The sequence below is a fragment of the Erythrobacter sp. JK5 genome, from assembly GCF_018205975.1.
In the GTDB taxonomy this organism is placed as follows: Bacteria; Pseudomonadota; Alphaproteobacteria; order Sphingomonadales; family Sphingomonadaceae; genus Erythrobacter.
Genome location: NZ_CP073577.1, coordinates 618,757 through 635,492, shown reverse-complemented (window position 1 = coordinate 635,492; position 16,736 = coordinate 618,757). Strand labels below are relative to the sequence as shown.

Annotated in this window: 17 protein-coding genes; 7 read left to right on the top strand and 10 right to left on the bottom strand. The window is 65.7% G+C overall.

The genetic code is table 11. The features are described 5' to 3' along the window. Positions 1–59: 59 nt before the first annotated feature. Genes odhB through KDC96_RS03065 form a run of 7 tightly spaced genes read left to right on the top strand, consistent with a single transcriptional unit; the run spans position 60 to position 8,038 of the window. Positions 60–1,304, top strand: coding sequence for a 2-oxoglutarate dehydrogenase complex dihydrolipoyllysine-residue succinyltransferase (gene odhB / locus KDC96_RS03095; RefSeq protein ID WP_212450602.1), 1,245 nt, complete (start codon positions 60–62; stop codon positions 1,302–1,304). Positions 1,305–1,319: 15 nt separating this feature from the next. Then, positions 1,320–2,732 carry a dihydrolipoyl dehydrogenase gene (lpdA, locus tag KDC96_RS03090; RefSeq protein ID WP_212450598.1) on the top strand — a complete coding sequence of 471 codons (1,413 nt, stop codon included), beginning with the start codon at positions 1,320–1,322 and terminating at the stop codon, positions 2,730–2,732. An 18-nt stretch (positions 2,733–2,750) separates the two neighbouring features. Next, positions 2,751–3,737: a hypothetical protein gene (locus KDC96_RS03085; RefSeq protein WP_212450593.1), complete on the top strand. Its 987-nt coding sequence runs from the start codon at positions 2,751–2,753 to the stop codon at positions 3,735–3,737. A 31-nt stretch (positions 3,738–3,768) separates the two neighbouring features. Then, the gene (locus KDC96_RS03080; RefSeq protein WP_212450592.1) at positions 3,769–5,247 is read left to right on the top strand and encodes a DUF4403 family protein; all 1,479 of its coding nucleotides are present in this window, start codon (positions 3,769–3,771) and stop codon (positions 5,245–5,247) included. A 39-nt stretch (positions 5,248–5,286) separates the two neighbouring features. Beyond that, complete coding sequence (locus KDC96_RS03075; RefSeq protein ID WP_212450590.1) at positions 5,287–6,645, top strand: amidase family protein; 1,359 nt, start codon at positions 5,287–5,289, stop codon at positions 6,643–6,645. A gap of 23 nt (positions 6,646–6,668) precedes the next feature. Then, the gene (locus tag KDC96_RS03070; RefSeq protein ID WP_212450588.1) at positions 6,669–7,364 is read left to right on the top strand and encodes a PepSY domain-containing protein; all 696 of its coding nucleotides are present in this window, start codon (positions 6,669–6,671) and stop codon (positions 7,362–7,364) included. Beyond that, positions 7,361–8,038 carry a trimeric intracellular cation channel family protein gene (locus tag KDC96_RS03065; RefSeq protein WP_212450586.1) on the top strand — a complete coding sequence of 226 codons (678 nt, stop codon included), beginning with the start codon at positions 7,361–7,363 and terminating at the stop codon, positions 8,036–8,038. Before KDC96_RS03070 ends, KDC96_RS03065 begins: the two co-directional genes overlap by 4 nt. On the opposite strand, the gene KDC96_RS03060 is transcribed toward KDC96_RS03065, so the two are convergent. The 10 genes from KDC96_RS03060 to rpsM all read right to left on the bottom strand — a co-directional run bounded on the left by KDC96_RS03060 (position 8,039) and on the right by rpsM (position 16,387). Further along, a complete protein-coding gene (locus KDC96_RS03060) occupies positions 8,039–8,878 on the bottom strand; it encodes a hypothetical protein (protein ID WP_212450584.1) in 840 nt (279 codons plus the stop codon). A gap of 209 nt (positions 8,879–9,087) precedes the next feature. Continuing rightward, on the bottom strand, positions 9,088–9,636 hold the full coding sequence (locus KDC96_RS03055; RefSeq protein ID WP_212450582.1) for a hypothetical protein: 549 nt from the start codon (positions 9,634–9,636) through the stop codon (positions 9,088–9,090). A 145-nt stretch (positions 9,637–9,781) separates the two neighbouring features. After that, positions 9,782–11,206 carry a serine hydrolase gene (locus KDC96_RS03050; RefSeq protein ID WP_212450580.1) on the bottom strand — a complete coding sequence of 475 codons (1,425 nt, stop codon included), beginning with the start codon at positions 11,204–11,206 and terminating at the stop codon, positions 9,782–9,784. Next, positions 11,203–12,366, bottom strand: a complete 1,164-nt coding sequence (locus KDC96_RS03045) for a saccharopine dehydrogenase NADP-binding domain-containing protein (RefSeq protein WP_212450579.1) — start codon at positions 12,364–12,366, stop codon at positions 11,203–11,205. Before KDC96_RS03045 ends, KDC96_RS03050 begins: the two co-directional genes overlap by 4 nt. Then, entirely contained in the window at positions 12,359–13,036 is a 678-nt protein-coding gene (locus tag KDC96_RS03040) for a DUF4166 domain-containing protein (protein WP_212450578.1), read from the bottom strand. Before KDC96_RS03040 ends, KDC96_RS03045 begins: the two co-directional genes overlap by 8 nt. 27 nt (positions 13,037–13,063) lie before the next feature. Next, the gene (locus KDC96_RS03035; RefSeq protein ID WP_212450577.1) at positions 13,064–13,630 is read right to left on the bottom strand and encodes a GbsR/MarR family transcriptional regulator; all 567 of its coding nucleotides are present in this window, start codon (positions 13,628–13,630) and stop codon (positions 13,064–13,066) included. A 177-nt stretch (positions 13,631–13,807) separates the two neighbouring features. Next, a complete protein-coding gene (rplQ, locus tag KDC96_RS03030) occupies positions 13,808–14,230 on the bottom strand; it encodes a 50S ribosomal protein L17 (protein WP_212450576.1) in 423 nt (140 codons plus the stop codon). 155 nt (positions 14,231–14,385) lie between these two features. Beyond that, positions 14,386–15,441, bottom strand: coding sequence for a DNA-directed RNA polymerase subunit alpha (locus KDC96_RS03025; protein WP_212450575.1), 1,056 nt, complete (start codon positions 15,439–15,441; stop codon positions 14,386–14,388). Between the two features lie 131 nt (positions 15,442–15,572). Next, positions 15,573–15,962 carry a 30S ribosomal protein S11 gene (rpsK, locus tag KDC96_RS03020; RefSeq protein ID WP_212450574.1) on the bottom strand — a complete coding sequence of 130 codons (390 nt, stop codon included), beginning with the start codon at positions 15,960–15,962 and terminating at the stop codon, positions 15,573–15,575. Between the two features lie 56 nt (positions 15,963–16,018). Beyond that, positions 16,019–16,387: a 30S ribosomal protein S13 gene (gene rpsM / locus KDC96_RS03015; RefSeq protein WP_212450572.1), complete on the bottom strand. Its 369-nt coding sequence runs from the start codon at positions 16,385–16,387 to the stop codon at positions 16,019–16,021. Positions 16,388–16,736 lie beyond the last annotated feature (349 nt).

Genomic DNA, 16,736 nt, shown 5'->3' with positions numbered 1-16,736 from the left:
AACGGTTCTCGACTTCGCATCGATCGAATGGATGTTGTTTCTCACTGGGGTACGAATTGATGGCCACCGAAATCACAGTCCCGGCTCTGGGTGAGTCGGTTACCGAAGGCACGATCGGCGAATGGCTCAAGCAGCCGGGCGACGCGGTCGCCGCCGATGAACCGATCGCGAGCCTCGAGACCGACAAGGTTGCGGTCGACGTGCCTTCGCCGGTTGCGGGCGTGCTGTCCGAACACCGCGCGGCGGTCGGCGACACGGTCGAGGTCGGCGCGGTGATCGCGGTGATCGAGGAAGGCGCGACGGCGGACGCGAAGCCCGCCGCCAAGGCGGAAACGCCCGCGCCCTCTCCCGCACCCTCGCCTGCACCCGCTGCCAAGGAAGCACCCTCGGAGGAACTCACGGCTGCGGCGCAGACGCTTTCGCCCGCCGTGCGCCGCGCGGTGCTCGAACACGGGGTCGATCCGTCGACCATCAAGGGCACCGGCAAGGATGGCCGCCTGACAAAGGAGGATGTGCTCGCCGCCGCCAAGGCCAAGGGCGATCCGGCTCCTGCCCCCGTACCCGCGCCCACTCCGGCTGCGGCACCCGCCGCAACCGGCGCTGGCCGCAACGAAGAGCGCGTCAAGATGACCCGCATGCGCCAGACCATCGCCCGCCGCCTCAAAGGCGCACAGGACGACGCCGCGCTGCTCACCACCTTCAACGATTGCGACATGAGCGCGGTCATGGAGGCGCGCGCCAAGTACAAGGACATGTTCGCCAAGAAGCACGACATCCGCCTCGGCTTCATGGGCTTTTTCGCCAAGGCCGCGTGCCTTGCGCTCAAGGACGTGCCGAGCGTCAACGCCTACATCGAGGGCGACGAAATTGTCTATCACGACTACGTCGATATCTCGGTCGCGGTCAGCGCGCCCAACGGCCTCGTCGTGCCCGTCATCCGCGACGCCGACAAGAAAGGCTTCGCGCAGATTGAAAAGGACATCGCCGACTTCGGCGCGCGCGCCAAGGAAGGCACGCTGACCATGGAAGACATGACCGGCGGTACTTTCACGATCTCGAACGGCGGCGTGTTCGGATCGCTGATGTCGACCCCGATCATCAACCCGCCGCAAAGCGCAGTGCTCGGCCTGCACCGGATCGAAGACCGCCCGGTCGCGGTGAACGGCGAAGTCGTGATCCGCCCGATGATGTATCTGGCGCTAAGCTACGACCACCGCCTGATCGACGGGCGCGAAGCCGTCACCGCGCTCAAGATCATCAAGGAAGCGATCGAAGATCCGACCCGGATGCTGATCGACCTTTAAAGGAACGAGACCCCCATGGCTGAATACGACTACGACGTCCTCATCATCGGTGCCGGGCCCGGCGGCTATGTCGCGGCGATCCGCGCGGCGCAGCTGGGGCTGAAGACCGCGTGCGTCGAGAGCCGCGAGACGCTGGGCGGCACCTGCCTCAATGTCGGGTGCATTCCCTCCAAGGCGCTGCTCCACGGGTCCGAACTGTTCGAAGAAGCCGAAGGCGGCCACTTCGCCACCTGGGGAATCACCGCCAAGCCAAAACTCGACCTCGGCCGGATGATGGAAGAGAAGACCAAGGCAGTGGGCGAGCTGACCGGCGGAATCGAATTCCTGTTCAAGAAGAACAAGGTCACCTGGCTCAAGGGCCACGCCGCGTTCGAGGATGCGCACACGGTCAAGGTCGGCGACGCGACGCACACGGCGAAGGACATCGTCATCGCCACCGGTTCCAGCGTCACTCCCCTGCCCGGCGTCGAGGTCGACAACGACAAGCAGCGCATCGTCGACAGCACCGGCGCGCTCGAGCTGTCCGAAGTGCCCGAGCACCTCGTGGTGATCGGCGGCGGCGTGATCGGGCTCGAGCTCGGCAGCGTCTGGCGTCGCCTCGGCGCGAAGGTCACCGTGGTCGAATTCCTCGACCAGTTGCTCCCCGGCATGGACGGTGAAGTGCGCAAGGAAGCGGGCAAGCTGTTCAAGAAGCAGGGCATGGAGCTGATGCTCGGCCACAAGGTCACCGGTGCCACCGTCAAGGGGAAGAAGGTGACGCTGACCATCGAGAAATCGGCCGGCGGCGACGAGCAGAAACTCGAAGCCAGCCATGTGCTGGTCTCGATCGGGCGACGACCGAACACCGACGGGCTCGCGCTCGACAAGGCCGGGCTGCAGGTCAACAATCGCGGCCAGATCGAGATCGACCACGATTTCCGCACCAAGGTCGACGGCGTGTGGGCGATCGGCGACGTGGTTCCCGGCCCGATGCTCGCGCACAAGGCCGAAGACGAAGGCATCGCGGTGGCGGAGAACATCGCCGGACAGACCGGCATCGTGAACCACGATGTGATCCCGAATGTCGTCTACACCTATCCCGAAATCTCGGGCGTCGGCCTGACCGAAGAGCAGGCGATCGAGAAAGCGGGCGGCGACAAGAAAGCGATCAGGGTCGGCAAGTTCCCGATGATGGCCAACAGCCGCGCCAAGGCAAACCGCGACACCGACGGCTTCGTCAAGGTGATCGCCGATGCCGCAACCGACCGGGTGGTCGGGGTTTGGATGATCAACAGCCTCGCGGGCACGATGATCGCACAGGCCGCTCAGGCAATGGAGTTCGGCGCCACGTCGGAAGACATCGCCTACACCTGCCACGCCCACCCGACCCACGCCGAAGCCTTCAAGGAAGCGGCGATGGCGGTGCAGGGCAAGCCGATCCATATGTGATCGAGCGGAGGTAACGAAATGGCCCGTTCGGTTGCGATTATCGGAGCGGGCCAGATCGGCTACGGAGCGTGGTACTGCCTCGGCGACATGGGGCACGAAGCGAGCGTATTGGCGAGATCGCGGCCCGATTGGCTCACCGGCTTCGAGCATCACTTCAAACCCTACGAAGCAGGACAGGACGCCGCTCCCGAGGCGGAAATAGTGTTCGACACGATCGCCTTCGATGCCGAGGATATCGACCGCTACGATCCCGACCGGGTCGGTCGTCTGATCGTCGTGTCGTCTGCCAGCGTCTATTGCGACCACAAGGGACGCACGCTCGACGAAGCGGCGCAGCACGGTTTCCCCGAATTCGACGGCCCCATTTCCGAAAGCCAGTCGACCGTCGAACCCGGTTCCGGGACCTACTCCACGCGCAAGCGGCGAATGGAGCTTCGGGCGCTCGAACTGTTCGGCGATCGCGTCACGATCTTGCGCCCCTGCGCGATCTACGGTCCGTACAGCCGCCATCCGCGCGAATGGTGGTTCGTCAAGCGCTTGCTCGACGGACGGACGCAGATTCCGCTGGCATTCGAAGGGGCGTCGCAATTCCACACCACAAATGCCGACCTGATCGGCGATTTCGTCGTTGCAGTGGCGGAGCGGGACCTGGCGGGAATCTTCAATCTCGCCGACGCCACGTCCCCGACCGTCGTCGAGATCGGGCGAAGCATTGCAGAACTGCTCGATAGGCCGGTCGACTTCGTGCCGATCGCCGGTCCACCGGTCGACAATGTCGGCCGAGCACCGTGGGCGGTTCCCCGGCCTTTCCTTGTCGATGGATCAAAGGCTGCCAAAGCAGGGCAGCTGGCCCGTATACAATTCGATGTGGAAGCAGAAGACACCGTTCGCTGGCTCCGCGACCTCAACCCCTCCGACTGGCGAACCGCCTTCCCGCAGCTCGCCGCCTATCCGTGGGACCTGTTCGACTACAAGGCCGAAGACCGCTTTTTCGCATCGCTTTGACGCGCTACACTCGCGCCAAAGGGGGCAAAGGATGGCGACACATTCGGGGTTTCGAGCGATCGCGCTGGCGCTTGTCTTCGCGCTCACAGCCTGTTCGTTCGGGTCCGAAGTTCAACCCCCGCCGCGTTCGAGCGAACCGATCACTGTGCCCGAGGGTCAATCGACCTTCGCCGCCGACATCGATGTCAGCCTTGCCACCCTGCGGCGCGCGCTCGAGCGCGAAGTGCCGCGGCGGTTGTGGTCGATCGACCAGAGCGGCGTCGAATGCATCCCGCCGCAGCGCACCGAGGTAATCGGGATCGCGCTCAAGTCTCCGCCGATCCGCTGCGACCTCAAGGGCACGGTCACGCGCGGCAATCTCGCGCTGTCGGGCCGGGGTCGCGACCTGTTCGTGACCATGCCGATCCGCGCCGAAGTCACCGCCAGCGATATCGGCGGGATCATCGAGCGCAAGACCGCGACCGCGAATGCCAACGTCACCGCCGCCGTGCGCCTTTCAGTCACGCGCGACTGGGGCGTCGGGGGCACGGTCGACATCCGTTACGACTGGACCAGCCCGCCGACCGTCACGCTGCTCGGGCAGAAGATCACCTTCGCCGACAAGGCCGACGAGCGCCTGAAGACGGTGGTGGCAAGGCTGGAGCGGACGCTTCAGGCCGAGATCGCCCGGCTCGATTTGCGCAGCGAAATCGCGCCGCTGTGGCAGCGCGGCTTTACCGTGCTGTCGCTCAACCGCGAGAACCCGCCTGTGTGGCTGCGGCTAACGCCCGAAGCGCTGGGCTATGACGGCTATTCCGCTTCGCGCAACGCGGTGTCGGTGAGGGTAAGACTGGCGGCGAAGACTGAGATTTTCGTGGGCGACGAACCCGATGCGCCGGACGCTGCCCCCCTTCCCCGGATGGCGCGCAATCTTGCCTCGTCTTCGGGTCTCGCCCTGACCATGCCCGTGGTCGCACAATATTCCGAGCTCGAAAAGGTGGTCCAAAAGGCGCTCACGAAACGCGCCAAGCGGCCCTTCCCCTTGCCCAGGCTGGGCGAGCGGATGGTCGAATTCCGCTCGGTCACCGCCTATGGCACGAGCGACAACCGGGTGGCGCTGGGGGTCGAGTTCAAGGCGTGGAAACCGGGCGAGCGCGACGATCCGGCGAGCGGCACGGTATGGCTGACCGCGCGCCCATCGAACGCACCGGATTCGCGCACGGTCGAATTCCTCGATCCCGAATATCAGGCGGAAACCAGCCGGTTCACGACCAATATCCTGCTGGAGATCGCCAAGACGCAGGATTTCTCCGATGCGATCGAAGAGGCGCTGACACAGAATTTCGAAAAGGATTACAGCGACCTGATCAAGAAGGTCGAAGCCGCCCTCGCACAAAAGCAGCTGGGCGATTTTGCCATAGCGACCAAGCTCGACACCGTTTCTACGGGCACGCTCGCCGCCTATGGCGAAGGGCTGTTCCTTCCGGTATCGGCGAACGGGGTGGCGCGGATTCGCTTTGCGCCGCGCTGATGTGAGCGCGCCTGCGCGACAATGGGAGACGCGACGCCGATGGCCTATCCGCAACTGACCGACAAGCCGGGTGCGCTCGCCACCGCCGCCGCGATCCGTGCAGGCAAGATCAGCGTGGTCGAGGCTGTCGATGCCGCGATCGTGCGGATCGAGCAGCGCGATGCCGATATCGATGCGTTGGCGGTGCCCGATTTCGAGCGCGCCTATGCTGCGGCCAAGGCGCTCGACGCGGCCGGGCCTGGCGACGACCAGCCGCTGTTCGGCGTGCCGATGACGATCAAGGAAAGCTTCGATATCGAAGGGCTGCAATCGTGCTGGGGGCACGAGCGGCTGACCGGTTACATCGCGCCGCGCGATTCCGATCTGGTCCGCCGGTTGAAGGCGGCAGGCGCGGTGATCGTCGGCAAGACCAACGTTCCCGTCGATCTCAGCGACTGGCAGAGCTTCAACCCGGTCTATGGCCGGACCAAGAACCCGCACAATCTCGATCGCTCGCCCGGCGGCTCCTCGGGCGGCAGCGCGGCTGCGGTCGCGAGCGGCATGGTGCCGTGCGAATACGGCACCGATATCGGCGGATCGGTGCGCGTGCCCGCGCATTTCTGCGGGGTGTGGGGTCACAAGACCAGCTGGGGCCTGGTCAGCAAGCGCGGGCACGATCACCCGCAGATGGCGCGGCAGAATGGCTTTGTCGCTGCGCATGACAGCGCGCTGTCGATCGCCGGGCCGCTGGCGCGCAATGCCGAGGATCTTGCGGTCCTGACCGAAATCGGTGCGACCGTGCCGCTGCGCCACCATGACAAGCCGCTGTCGAGATGCCGGTTGCTGGCGATCGTCGAACACCCTTCGAGCACGCTCGATGTCGGAGTGGCCGAGCCGACGAAAGCTGCACTCGCCACGCTTGAGGCCGCCGGGATTGCGATCGAGTATGCAACCGACCTGCTGCCCGACCTTGCGCGGCAGCAGGACGATTATCTCAAGATGCTCAACGTGGTGATGGCGCGCGGGGCGCCTGCGCCCAATGGCAAGCGCGCGACGGCGAGCGACTGGTTCGACCTGCTCGATGCGCAATCGGTGGTCGAATTCGCCTGGACGCAGGTGTTCGAGCGTTACGATTTCGTGCTCGCTCCGCCCGCTCCGGTGCTGGCGGTGCCGCATCACGACGGGCCGGTGTTCAATTCGACCTTGCGGATCAACGGCGAGGACGTGCCGGCCGGCAGCGGTCTCGCGTGGTCCGGGCTGGCGACTTTCCCCAACCTCCCCTCCACCGTGCTGCCGATCGGCGAGGGCACCACCGAGGGCGTCACGCTGCCGTGCGGCCTGCAGGTGATCGGACCGCGCTGGGCCGATCTCGACTGCATCGAAGCGGCGCGCCAGATCGGGAACATCTTGCACGGCTGACCGGCCTGTCCCATGGGCGATCCATGGCTGCAAAACCCCTGATGCAACGTCTCGCCAAATGGCACATCTGGCTCGGCTGGCTGGTCGGCGTGCCGATCGTGATGTGGCTGGCAAGCGGCCTGTTCATGGTCGCCAGGCCGATCGAGGAGGTGCGCGGCAACCACCTGAGGGTGGAAACGCCGGAGCAGGCGCTCATCATCCCCGGCAGCGAGATTGCCAGCGACGAGGCCCGGCTCAAGGAGATGCGGGTGACGATGCAGGATGGCCGCGCGGTGGCGATCCTCACCACGCTCGACGGGATGACCAGCCGGGTCGACATGGCGAGCGGCGATCCGATCGCCCCGCTCGATGCCGAGGCGGCGCGGGCGATTGCGGCCGCGCGGATCGTCGGCGGCGATGCGGTGCGCAGCGTCACCCTGTTCGATGCGAGCGCGGTGCCGTTCGATTTCCGCCGCCCGATGGCGGTGTGGCAGGTCGCGCTCGAAGATGGAACCAACGTCTATATCGGGCGCGACACCGGCGAGATCGAGGCGGTGCGCACGCGCTGGTGGCGGTGGTTCGATGTGATGTGGGGCCTGCACATCATGGACTTTTCCGAACGCGAGGACACCAGTCACCCGATCCTGATCGTGTTCGCCGCGCTCGGACTCACGGGCGCGCTGATGGGCCTCATCCTGATGTTCCGGCGCCGCAAGGCGCGCGTCACGGCCGACGCATGAACGGGGAAGTCCTCACCCCGATCCTCGACTGGCTCGATATCGTCGGCATCGCGATCTTCGCGCTGTCGGGTGCTGTCGTGGCGGCGCGCGAGCGGCAAACCTTCGTGACGATGGCGTTCTTCGCGCTGGTCACCGGCGTCGGCGGCGGGACGGTGCGCGATCTGCTGATCGGTGCGCCGGTATTCTGGATGACCGATGGCTGGGTCGCGCCGGTGTGCCTGGGCACCGCGCTGATCGCCTGGTTCACCCCGGTGCGCCTGTGGCAGGGCAGGCTGTTCGACTATGCCGACGGCATCGGCCTCGCCGCTTATGCGGTGCTCGGCACGGCAAAGGCCATGGCCTATGGCGTGCCGCCCGTTCCGGCGGCGCTGATGGGTATCATTACCGGCTGCGTCGGCGGCATCATCCGCGATGTTGTCGCCGGGCGGCCTTCGATCATCATGCAGCCCGAACTCTACGTCACCGCCGCCGCGCTCAGCGCGTCGCTGACGGTCGCCGGGATGCTGGCCGCACCGATGCTGGGCCTGTCGAACGGGATTGTGTGGGGAGCGGGCTTCGCCGCCGGGTTCGCGCTGCGCGGCGCGGCCATCCACTGGCAATTGGGATTACCCCATTACGGGGAAAGGCGGCGCGGGGAAGACCATAACCCCGCGCCGACTTCGCCCCCGAACTAGTCAGTCGTCGAGATCGCCGTCGATCTTGTCCGCGGTTTCGGGAATGGTCTGCCCCGGCGCGAGCCCGCCCGGATAGGCCGGCGCAGCGTCGGCAGGGATTTCCGCCCGCGCAATGCGGCGGGTCGGCTCGGCCGCGACCGAACCGCGCGCGGCGCGATAAGTGCTGTCGTCAAGCTGCCCTTCGGCTTCGAATTCCGCGAGACCGCTCTCGTCGAACTCGCCGCGATCGGCGAGGCCGCCGTAATCGATGTCGGCGATCCGCCCATCGTTGCCGATCCGGCAGGCGAAGCCCGTTCCGTTGAACAGCGATCCGGTCACCAGCCAGCCTTCGCCGGTGCGATCGACGCTGTCGACGCTGTCGACGCGGACATCGCGCTCGATCCGGTCGAGGCATTGCGAAACCGCACTGTCGAGCCCGCTCGCACCCGACCCGCGCCGGTCGTCGCGCCTGTCATAGCGACGATCGTCGCGGCGATCGTAATCGTAGTCGCGATCGCGATCGACGATCACGACGTCGCGCTCGCGGCGGCGGTTGTCGTTGGCGGCGCTCGCCACTGCAGCGATCCCGCCGAGGATCAGCACGCCCGCGAGCACATCGCCCGCGCGCACGCCGCGGCGATGCCGCCGCCAGCCGCGTCGCCAGCCCCAGCCGCGATGGCGCTGGGCGATATCGGTGTCGGCGTCATAGGTGGTGGAATCGAAATCGGCGAACACCGCGCTCGCATCGGCCGGCTGGATGACAAGCCCGTCGGGCAGGTCGGCGGCGAATGCGGGGGTGGATGCCATCGAAGCGGCGGCGATAAGCCCGGCCAGCGCCCCGAAACGAGAAATGTGAGCCATTACGCTCCCTCCTGTTTCAACACGAGCGGCCACCAATCGCCCTGATACGCAATGCGCCTAGGCGGTTCAGGCTTACGCGCGCCTGAACCGCCGTGAGCGTCTGCGCGATCATAGCGCGGATGGTGTCGGATTTGGAGACCCTTGGAGGCTGCGCCATGCAGCGCGGAAAAAAACCCCCAAGGGTCATGGGAAGAACCCTCGCGTCCCGCTCAGCGCAGGCCGCGCAGGTTCTTGAAGTCGACCTGCGGCCGGCCGCGACCGTCGAACCAGCAGGTGAAGCGGCCACGGTCGAAATCACGTCCGCGATAGCCGCGCGAGCCTCCGACTTCGATCCGGCCCTTCACGCGGAAGCCGTTGCGGGTCCGGTCGACATCGCGGATCTGGGTGACATCGGCGTAGCGCCATCCGCCGAAGCGGCGCGCCTGGCGCTCGGCCGCGTTGACACAGCGTTGGACCGCGCGGCGCGGATTGGTGCCGCGATAGCCGTGCTTGTAGCCGTAACCGTCGCCGCGATACCGGTAACCGCGATACCTGTCGCGGCGGTCGCGGTAGCGATAGTCCTTGTCCTTGTCGAAGGCGCCCGCGAGCGCGGCGATCCCGCCGATCACGACCGCTCCCGCGATCACGTCTCCGGCATCAATACCGCCGCGATCGCGATAATCGTCGGCTGCGGCAGGGGTGGCGGTCGCCAGGGCCATCGCGCCAGCCGCGACAGTCCCGAGCGTGCCTTTGGCGAGAGTCTGTTTCAGAGTCTTCATAAGGGTTTCGTCCTCGGGTTTCGCCGGAACGGGGGTATCCCGGCTTCGAGGGCCTTATGAATGATTCGCCTTGTGCCGAGCCTGAAGCGCCCTTGCAGCGAGTGTTCAGGTTAAGGGGCCTTTTTCTGAACGTCCGCGCTCCGGCTCAATCGAGAGCCGCCAGCACGTCGCGCGTGAAAGCCGCGATATCGAAACGCGTGCCGACCCTGTCTTCGCCGCGCCTTACGATCACGACTTTGCGGCTCGGGACAACCACCAGATACTGCCCGCGATTGCCGAACGCGGCAAAGGTATCGGGCGGCACGCCTTCGGAAGCGTTGAGCAGCCACCACCCCGCGCCATAGCCGAAGGCACCGCCCGGCTGCGGTCCCGACGGGGTGGACACGTATTCGCGCCAGTTCTCGGGCAGCAGTCGCTCTCCCTTCCACACGCCATCCTCGAGATACAGCTGCCCGAGCGTCGCGAGATCGCTCGCGGTCGACCACACCTGGCTCGACAGCACGTAATTCCCGCGAATGTCGGTTTCGGCGACGGTGTGGTCCATGCCGAGCCTGACGAAGAATTCCGCCGGCGGATAATACTGCAGATACGCCTCGATCGCCTTCACCGCCATCAGCGTGTCGTTGTTCGCATAGCGATAGACCGTGCCGGGTTGGGCGATCAGCGGCCAGTGGGTCGCGCTCTCGTCAACCGTTGCACCGCCCCAATAGAGCGGATCGGTGCGGTTGCCCGGCGTGTCGGAATATCTGCCGCTGGCCATGCGCAGCGCGTGATCGATCGTGATCGCGCGGCGCGCATCGGTCGCCCCGCCCGAACGCCAGTAATTGAGGCCGATCGGCTGATCGACCGAGAATTCGCCCGATTGCACCGCCGCGCCCACCAACGTGGCGGCGATGCTCTTGGCGACCGACCAGGTGCGCTGCGGGGTGTTCTCGCTGAAACCCGGAGCATAGCGGGCGCGCTCGGTCAGCCCATCGGTGACGCCGTGCTGCCGCACGAGCGCGGCGGTCGTCCGGGTGCCCTCGCCATAGGTGCCGGTCATCGCGTTCTCGAGCGCGCGTTCGAGCGGGCTGCGTTCGCGGGCATCCGGCATCGCCGCGCCATCGCGGGCTTCGATGTCGAACGTCAGTAGCTCGTCACTGTGCGGTTCCGGCATGGCAACCGGCGCATCGGAATTGACCACGGTCTCGGGCGCGCCAATCGGCAGCACCGAACACCCCGTCTGCGGCCCGTAATAGGCGGCGATGCGATCAGGCATGTCGTCGGCCCATTCGACTGCGACCTGCGCGATCTGGCCGGTCGGTCGGCGTACGATCCTGTAGGAAAGTTCGCGCACGATCTCATCGAGCGGGGCCTGAATCCCGCTCAGCTCCCATTGGTGGACACTTTCCGGAGTGCGCGATGCTCCGTTGCGTTCGGCAATGGCGATCGCGCTGCACAGGAACAATGCCTTGTACCCGGCCGCAAGCGCGCGGTCGTAGCGCGCGTCGAGTTCATCCTGTGCGGACTGGGCGACAAGCGGGCTGGCGAGAAGCAGCGCTGCCGCTGCGGCAATCGTGGTGCGGATCATGCCGCGCAGGATTGGCGCGAGCGTTCCTGCGAGTCAAAGCCTATCGCCCGTCCGGCGTCGTCGAACACCTCGTGGGTCATCCCGAGCCGCGCAAAATCGTGGGCGAAATCCGCCAGCTTCAGCATTCCCGAGCATGCTCGCGCCCCCGGGGGCGGTCGCATGCCGTCGCGATAGCGCCGGATCATCGCCACTGCCGCCAGCACCGGCACGTAGGGCCCGCGATTGGCGTCGGCTCCGAGCACCCAGCGCCGCGTCACCACATCGCCGACCGCGTCCGTACCGCGAGCGCACACCGTCATCGCGCCCCTGTCAGAGCCGAACGGAATGAACCACTTCGCCACCGCCAGCATCGGCCGCGCGATCGGGCGCAGGCTTGCGACCCAACCCCACCGGACCGGCAGCGACAGCAGAGCCAGGCCAAGATGCAGGATCGACAGTTCGAGCCCGGCGAAGAACTCGGCCCCCTCGCGCGGAGCGTAGCGATCCACCAGCAGATCCTGCTCGGGTGTGTCGCATACGCTCGCCCAGCGTTTGCCGAGGCCGGGGATGTCCTCGCGATGCGTCATCCCCCAACCGCTCATGTCCTGCCAGCGCCCGTCGCGCATGACGCGGACCGGCTTGCCGACATAGGACAGGATCGCCTCGACCACCGACAGGCCGCGCGGCGCCCGGTTGCCGGGGTAGATGCCGATCCGCAGATGGTCGATATGCTGCCACCCGGCGGTGCACTCGTCGATCACCGCATGGCTCAGCGCGGGGATTGAGCTGGCGCCGGTGGTCAGCGCCACACCCGCTCCCTTCGCAACCTCGTCGAAGCGCGGGAAATCGCGAACGAACGCGCGCCCGTCGGCGAGATCGAGGTAATCCACGCCGGCTGCAAGCGCGGATTCGATCACGCGGCTGTGCGAAGCCTGGAACGGCCCCGCGGCATCGATCACGAGGTCGTAACCGGCGAGGTCGAGCGCGGTCAGCCGGTCGCGATCGAGCGCGACGCAGCGCGGTCGCGGCGCGAGCGCATCGGCGATGCGTTCGAGCCTGTCGCGATTGCGCGCCGCCAGCGTCAGCCCGATCCCGGCCTCGCGGCTCGCCAGTTCCGCCAGCCGCGAACCGAACACGCCGCTCGCGCCGAGGATCAGGACCTCCAATTGTCGTTCATGCATCGCGGAACGCTCCTTCCTGGTAGACGAGTTCGCCCAGCCAGGGATGGATCAACGCGAGCGAGAAGACGAACCCGCCCTCCCCTTCGTCGCGGTGCTGCACCACGGTGACGCCGGGTTCGAGCCAGCGCGGGAAGCGCAGGCGGTATCCGAGCGCCTCGACGAAATAGTGGTCGCTGCGGAACTCGAGCCCGTTCGCGATCGCCTTCACCCGCAGCGCCATGCCGATCCCGCAACCGATATGCTCCTCGAGCCCGGTCGGCCCCGCGAAGCGCTTGGCGCTGTGGATCACCTGCGGGAAGCCGCGCCTGCGGCCATAGACCCGGGTCCAGCATTGCCCGCCACCGTCACGATCCTCGGACACCGAGACTGCAGCCGGCACTCCGCAATCGCACCCCAGCGGCAGCGGTGCACCGACGATCCGGCACAGCTGCGCCAGCGCCCGGCCGATCCGCGAACACCGGGCCGCGCGGATCACGCCGGGATAGATCGCCACCCGTTCACCCTCGATCCGCTTGGAAAAGCGCTGCCGCACCGCCTCGGGCAGGTTCGCCCAGGCGTGACTGACGATCAGACGCCGGAACCGGGCATCGTAGGCCGCGCTGCCCTTGTCGGTCGCCCGATCATCCGGCTGCGGGATCGGCGGAACGCGTTTGGCAATCTGCGGTTTCATGATGCCCCCCTTTCGCGGGTTGCGTGACTATTCGGACCCCTTGCCCGGCCTCCAGTTGATCAGCCTCGTGATGCCCGAACCCATCCTGATCAGCGCGGTCAGCGCCGGTTTCGGAACCTTCAGCATCTCGTCGTGCCAGCGCGACATGGTGGTGACGAAGTCGAGCATCGCGGCGAGTTTCTCCTTCGCCTGCGGGCTGAGATGGGGATCGTGCTCTGCCTCCGCATTGCACAGCCTCAGCGCCTCTTCGGCCGGGTCGATCTCGCGCGCCTTGCGCCCCTGTGCGATGCGGGTCGCCATCTCCCAGATGTCGCTTTCGGCGGTGAAGTGATCGCGCCGGTCGCCCATCACCGGCACGCGGTGGATCAGCCGCCAGCCGAGCAGCTCCTTGATCGAATTGGACACATTGGACCGCGCCATGCCGAGCTTTTCCGCGATCTCCTCGGCAGTGAGCGGATCGTCGGCGATGAACAGCAGCGCGTGGATCTGCGCCACCGAACGGTTCACGCCCCATTGCCCGCCAAGATCGCCCCAGTGGAGGACGAACCGGGCCACCGAAGGCGAAAGTTCCGACTCGACACGTATTTCTGTCATGACAGAAATATCAGACTATTCCGCAGGAAAGTCAAGCGCGCAAAGCAAAGGGGCCAGCGGATCGCCCCGCCGGCCCCTCTATGGCTTCGTCATCCCGGCGTAAGCCGGGACCTCAAGCTGCTCCGTGTCACCTAGCCGCCCTGGACCCCGAGCTTTCGCCAAGGTGACGGCCGGTGCCTACGCGTCTTCGTATTCGCTCGCTTCGCTCATGTCCGGGCCGCTGTCCTGCCCCTTCGCATCGGGGTCGCGGTCGACGAATTCGATGATCGCCATCTGCGCACTGTCGCTGGCGCGGTAACCGGCCTTGATGATGCGGGTGTAGCCACCTTCACGGTCGCTGTACCGCTCGGCCAGCACATCGAACAGCTTCTTGAGCTGGGTCTCGTCGAGCAGCCGCGCCTGGGCGAGGCGACGATTCGACAGACCGCCGCGCTTGGCCAGCGTGATGAGCTTTTCGATATAGGGACGCAGTTCCTTCGCCTTGGGCAGCGTGGTCTGGATCTGTTCGTGCTTGATGAGCGCGGCAGCCATGTTGCGGAACAGGGCCTTGCGGTGGCCCGACTTGCGGCTCAGCTTGCGCTGCGAAATTCCGTGACGCATCGTATCTTCCTTCGTTCGATATGGGCCCGTATCAGGTAGCCCGTAGCTGGTCCGGATCAGGGCTCCAGACCATCGCCCTATGTGCGCTCCGGACTTGATCCGGAGCCCTGTGCGAAAAAACCGGGCTCCTGCTTCCGCAGGAGCTCACAGCATCGTCAGCCAAGCAGTTCCTGTTCGAGCTTCTTGGCCATTTCCTCGATGTTTTCCGGCGGCCAGCCAGGGATATCCATCCCGAGGCGCAGGCCCATGCTGGAAAGCACTTCCTTGATCTCATTGAGCGACTTGCGGCCGAAATTCGGCGTGCGCAGCATCTCGGCTTCGGTCTTCTGGACCAGGTCGCCGATATAGATGATGTTGTCGTTCTTGAGGCAGTTGGCCGACCGCACCGACAGCTCGAGCTCGTCGACCTTCTTGAGCAGGTAACGGTTGAGCTGGTTGGCATCGTCTTCCTGCGGCTGCGCGGCGTGGCCGATCATGGCCGCCTGCGGCTGCGGAATGCCGTCTTCGAAGTGGACGAACAGCGTCAGCTGATCCTGCAGGATACGCGCGGCATAGGCCACCGCATCTTCCGGGGTGACGGTGCCGTCGGTTTCGATCGTCAGCGAAAGCTTGTCGTAGTCGAGCTCCTGCCCGACACGCGCGTTTTCGACCTTGTAGCTGACCTGGCGAACCGGGCTGTAGAGCGAATCGACCGGGATCAGGCCGATCGGCGCATCGATCGGACGGTTCTGGACCGCGGGCGAGTAGCCCTTGCCCACGTCGGCGGTCAGTTCCATGTTCAGCGTCGCGCCTTCATCGAGGTGGCACAGGACGAGGTCCTTGTTCATCACTTCGATGTCGCCGGAAACGGCGATGTCTCCGGCCTTCACTTCGGCCGGGCCGGTGGCGGAAAGCTGCAGCCGCTTGGGGCCTTCGCCTTCCATCTTGAGCGCGATCTGCTTCACGTTCAGGACGATGTCGGTCACGTCCTCGCGCACACCTGCGAGCGAGGAAAATTCGTGCAGCACGTTCTCGATCTTGATCGACGTGATCGCGGCACCCTGGAGCGAGGAGAGCAGCACCCGGCGCAGCGCATTGCCGAGCGTCAGGCCGAAGCCACGCTCGAGCGGTTCTGCAACGAAGGTGGTCTTGCGGGACTTGTCGCCGCCTTCCTTGATTTCCAGGGTGTTGGGTTTCTTGAGTTCCTGCCAGTTCTTCGTGTTGACGGACATGGATTTCCCCTAATTCGCCTTGCAGCGGTTCAAAATATGGGCGGACCGGGCGCTGGTGAGAGCGCGTCCGGTCCGGGAAAGTCTCGGCGACCCTGTCCGGTCGCCGGGAAGTATCGGATCAGACGCCTGAGTCAGACCCTGCGACGCTTGGACGGACGAACCCCGTTGTGCGGGATCGGCGTCACGTCGCGGATCGAGGTGATGTTGAAGCCGACTGCGGCGAGACCGCGCAGTGCGCTTTCGCGCCCCGAGCCCGGACCCTTCACTTCGACTTCGAGAGTGCGCACACCGTGCTCGGCAGCCTTCTTGCCGGCATCGTCGGCAGCGACCTGCGCTGCATACGGGGTCGACTTGCGGCTGCCCTTGAAACCCATCATGCCGGCGCTGGACCAGCTGATCGCATTGCCCTGCGCATCGGTGATGGTGATCATCGTGTTGTTGAAGCTGGCGTTGATATGCGCAACGCCGCTGGTGATGTTCTTTTTGTCGCGGCGCCTTACTTTGCCGGGTTCGCGTGCCATTTCTCGTATTCCTTATTGAATGCGGGTGAAGGAAAAAGCGTCGGGTCGCCCCGAGCTTACTTCTTCTTCCCGGCGATCGGCTTGGCCTTGCCCTTGCGGGTGCGGGCATTGGTGTGCGTGCGCTGGCCGCGGACGGGCAGCTGGTTGCGATGACGCAGGCCGCGATACGAACGCAGGTCCATCAGGCGCTTGATGTTCATCGCGGTTTCGCGACGAAGATCGCCTTCGACCTGATGGTCGGCGTCGATCGTTTCGCGGATCCGCAGCACTTCCTCGTCGGTGAGGTCCTGCACGCGGGCGCTGTGCGCAATGCCAAGCTTGTCGGCGATCTTGACGGCCGTGGTGCGACCGATCCCGTGAATGTAGGTCAGCGCGATAATAACGCGCTTGTTGGTGGGGATGTTTACCCCGGCAATACGAGCCACTTAATTCTCCATGCTCCACAGGGGTTTGCGGCTTGGCTGCCGGAGCCCCTATCTCAACGCTCAACTCACCGACGCATCCGCTGCCGAGGCCGACCGTGCCGTGGGCAGGGTCTCGAAACGGCAAAAGCCCGGATGGCATACGCGCAGCGGCGATGCCTGCCGGACTGGGTTCGAACGTGTCGAATGAGCCGCGCGCTTACGGCGAATCGGGGTTCCCGTCAACCGCTAGCTGCGCATAATCGACCGAGCCGCCGATATGGGCCGCCCGGGAATGTTTTCAAGCGTCGAAATACACCCAAACGCCGTGCGGGTCAAAAGCGGGAAGCGGGGCGTGGTGGAAAGCAGCGGC

Excerpts from the sequence above, each read along its gene's own strand:
- odhB (WP_212450602.1), top strand. The coding sequence starts at position 60 with ATGGCCACCGAAATCACAGTCCCGGCTCTGGGTGAGTCGGTTACCGAA.
- lpdA (WP_212450598.1), top strand. The coding sequence starts at position 1,320 with ATGGCTGAATACGACTACGACGTCCTCATCATCGGTGCCGGGCCCGGC.
- KDC96_RS03085 (WP_212450593.1), top strand. The coding sequence starts at position 2,751 with ATGGCCCGTTCGGTTGCGATTATCGGAGCGGGCCAGATCGGCTACGGA.
- KDC96_RS03080 (WP_212450592.1), top strand. The coding sequence starts at position 3,769 with ATGGCGACACATTCGGGGTTTCGAGCGATCGCGCTGGCGCTTGTCTTC.
- KDC96_RS03075 (WP_212450590.1), top strand. The coding sequence starts at position 5,287 with ATGGCCTATCCGCAACTGACCGACAAGCCGGGTGCGCTCGCCACCGCC.
- KDC96_RS03070 (WP_212450588.1), top strand. The coding sequence starts at position 6,669 with ATGGCTGCAAAACCCCTGATGCAACGTCTCGCCAAATGGCACATCTGG.
- KDC96_RS03065 (WP_212450586.1), top strand. The coding sequence starts at position 7,361 with ATGAACGGGGAAGTCCTCACCCCGATCCTCGACTGGCTCGATATCGTC.
- KDC96_RS03060 (WP_212450584.1), bottom strand. The coding sequence starts at position 8,878 with ATGGCTCACATTTCTCGTTTCGGGGCGCTGGCCGGGCTTATCGCCGCC.
- KDC96_RS03055 (WP_212450582.1), bottom strand. The coding sequence starts at position 9,636 with ATGAAGACTCTGAAACAGACTCTCGCCAAAGGCACGCTCGGGACTGTC.
- KDC96_RS03050 (WP_212450580.1), bottom strand. The coding sequence starts at position 11,206 with ATGATCCGCACCACGATTGCCGCAGCGGCAGCGCTGCTTCTCGCCAGC.
- KDC96_RS03045 (WP_212450579.1), bottom strand. The coding sequence starts at position 12,366 with ATGCATGAACGACAATTGGAGGTCCTGATCCTCGGCGCGAGCGGCGTG.
- KDC96_RS03040 (WP_212450578.1), bottom strand. The coding sequence starts at position 13,036 with ATGAAACCGCAGATTGCCAAACGCGTTCCGCCGATCCCGCAGCCGGAT.
- KDC96_RS03035 (WP_212450577.1), bottom strand. The coding sequence starts at position 13,630 with ATGACAGAAATACGTGTCGAGTCGGAACTTTCGCCTTCGGTGGCCCGG.
- rplQ (WP_212450576.1), bottom strand. The coding sequence starts at position 14,230 with ATGCGTCACGGAATTTCGCAGCGCAAGCTGAGCCGCAAGTCGGGCCAC.
- KDC96_RS03025 (WP_212450575.1), bottom strand. The coding sequence starts at position 15,441 with ATGTCCGTCAACACGAAGAACTGGCAGGAACTCAAGAAACCCAACACC.
- rpsK (WP_212450574.1), bottom strand. The coding sequence starts at position 15,962 with ATGGCACGCGAACCCGGCAAAGTAAGGCGCCGCGACAAAAAGAACATC.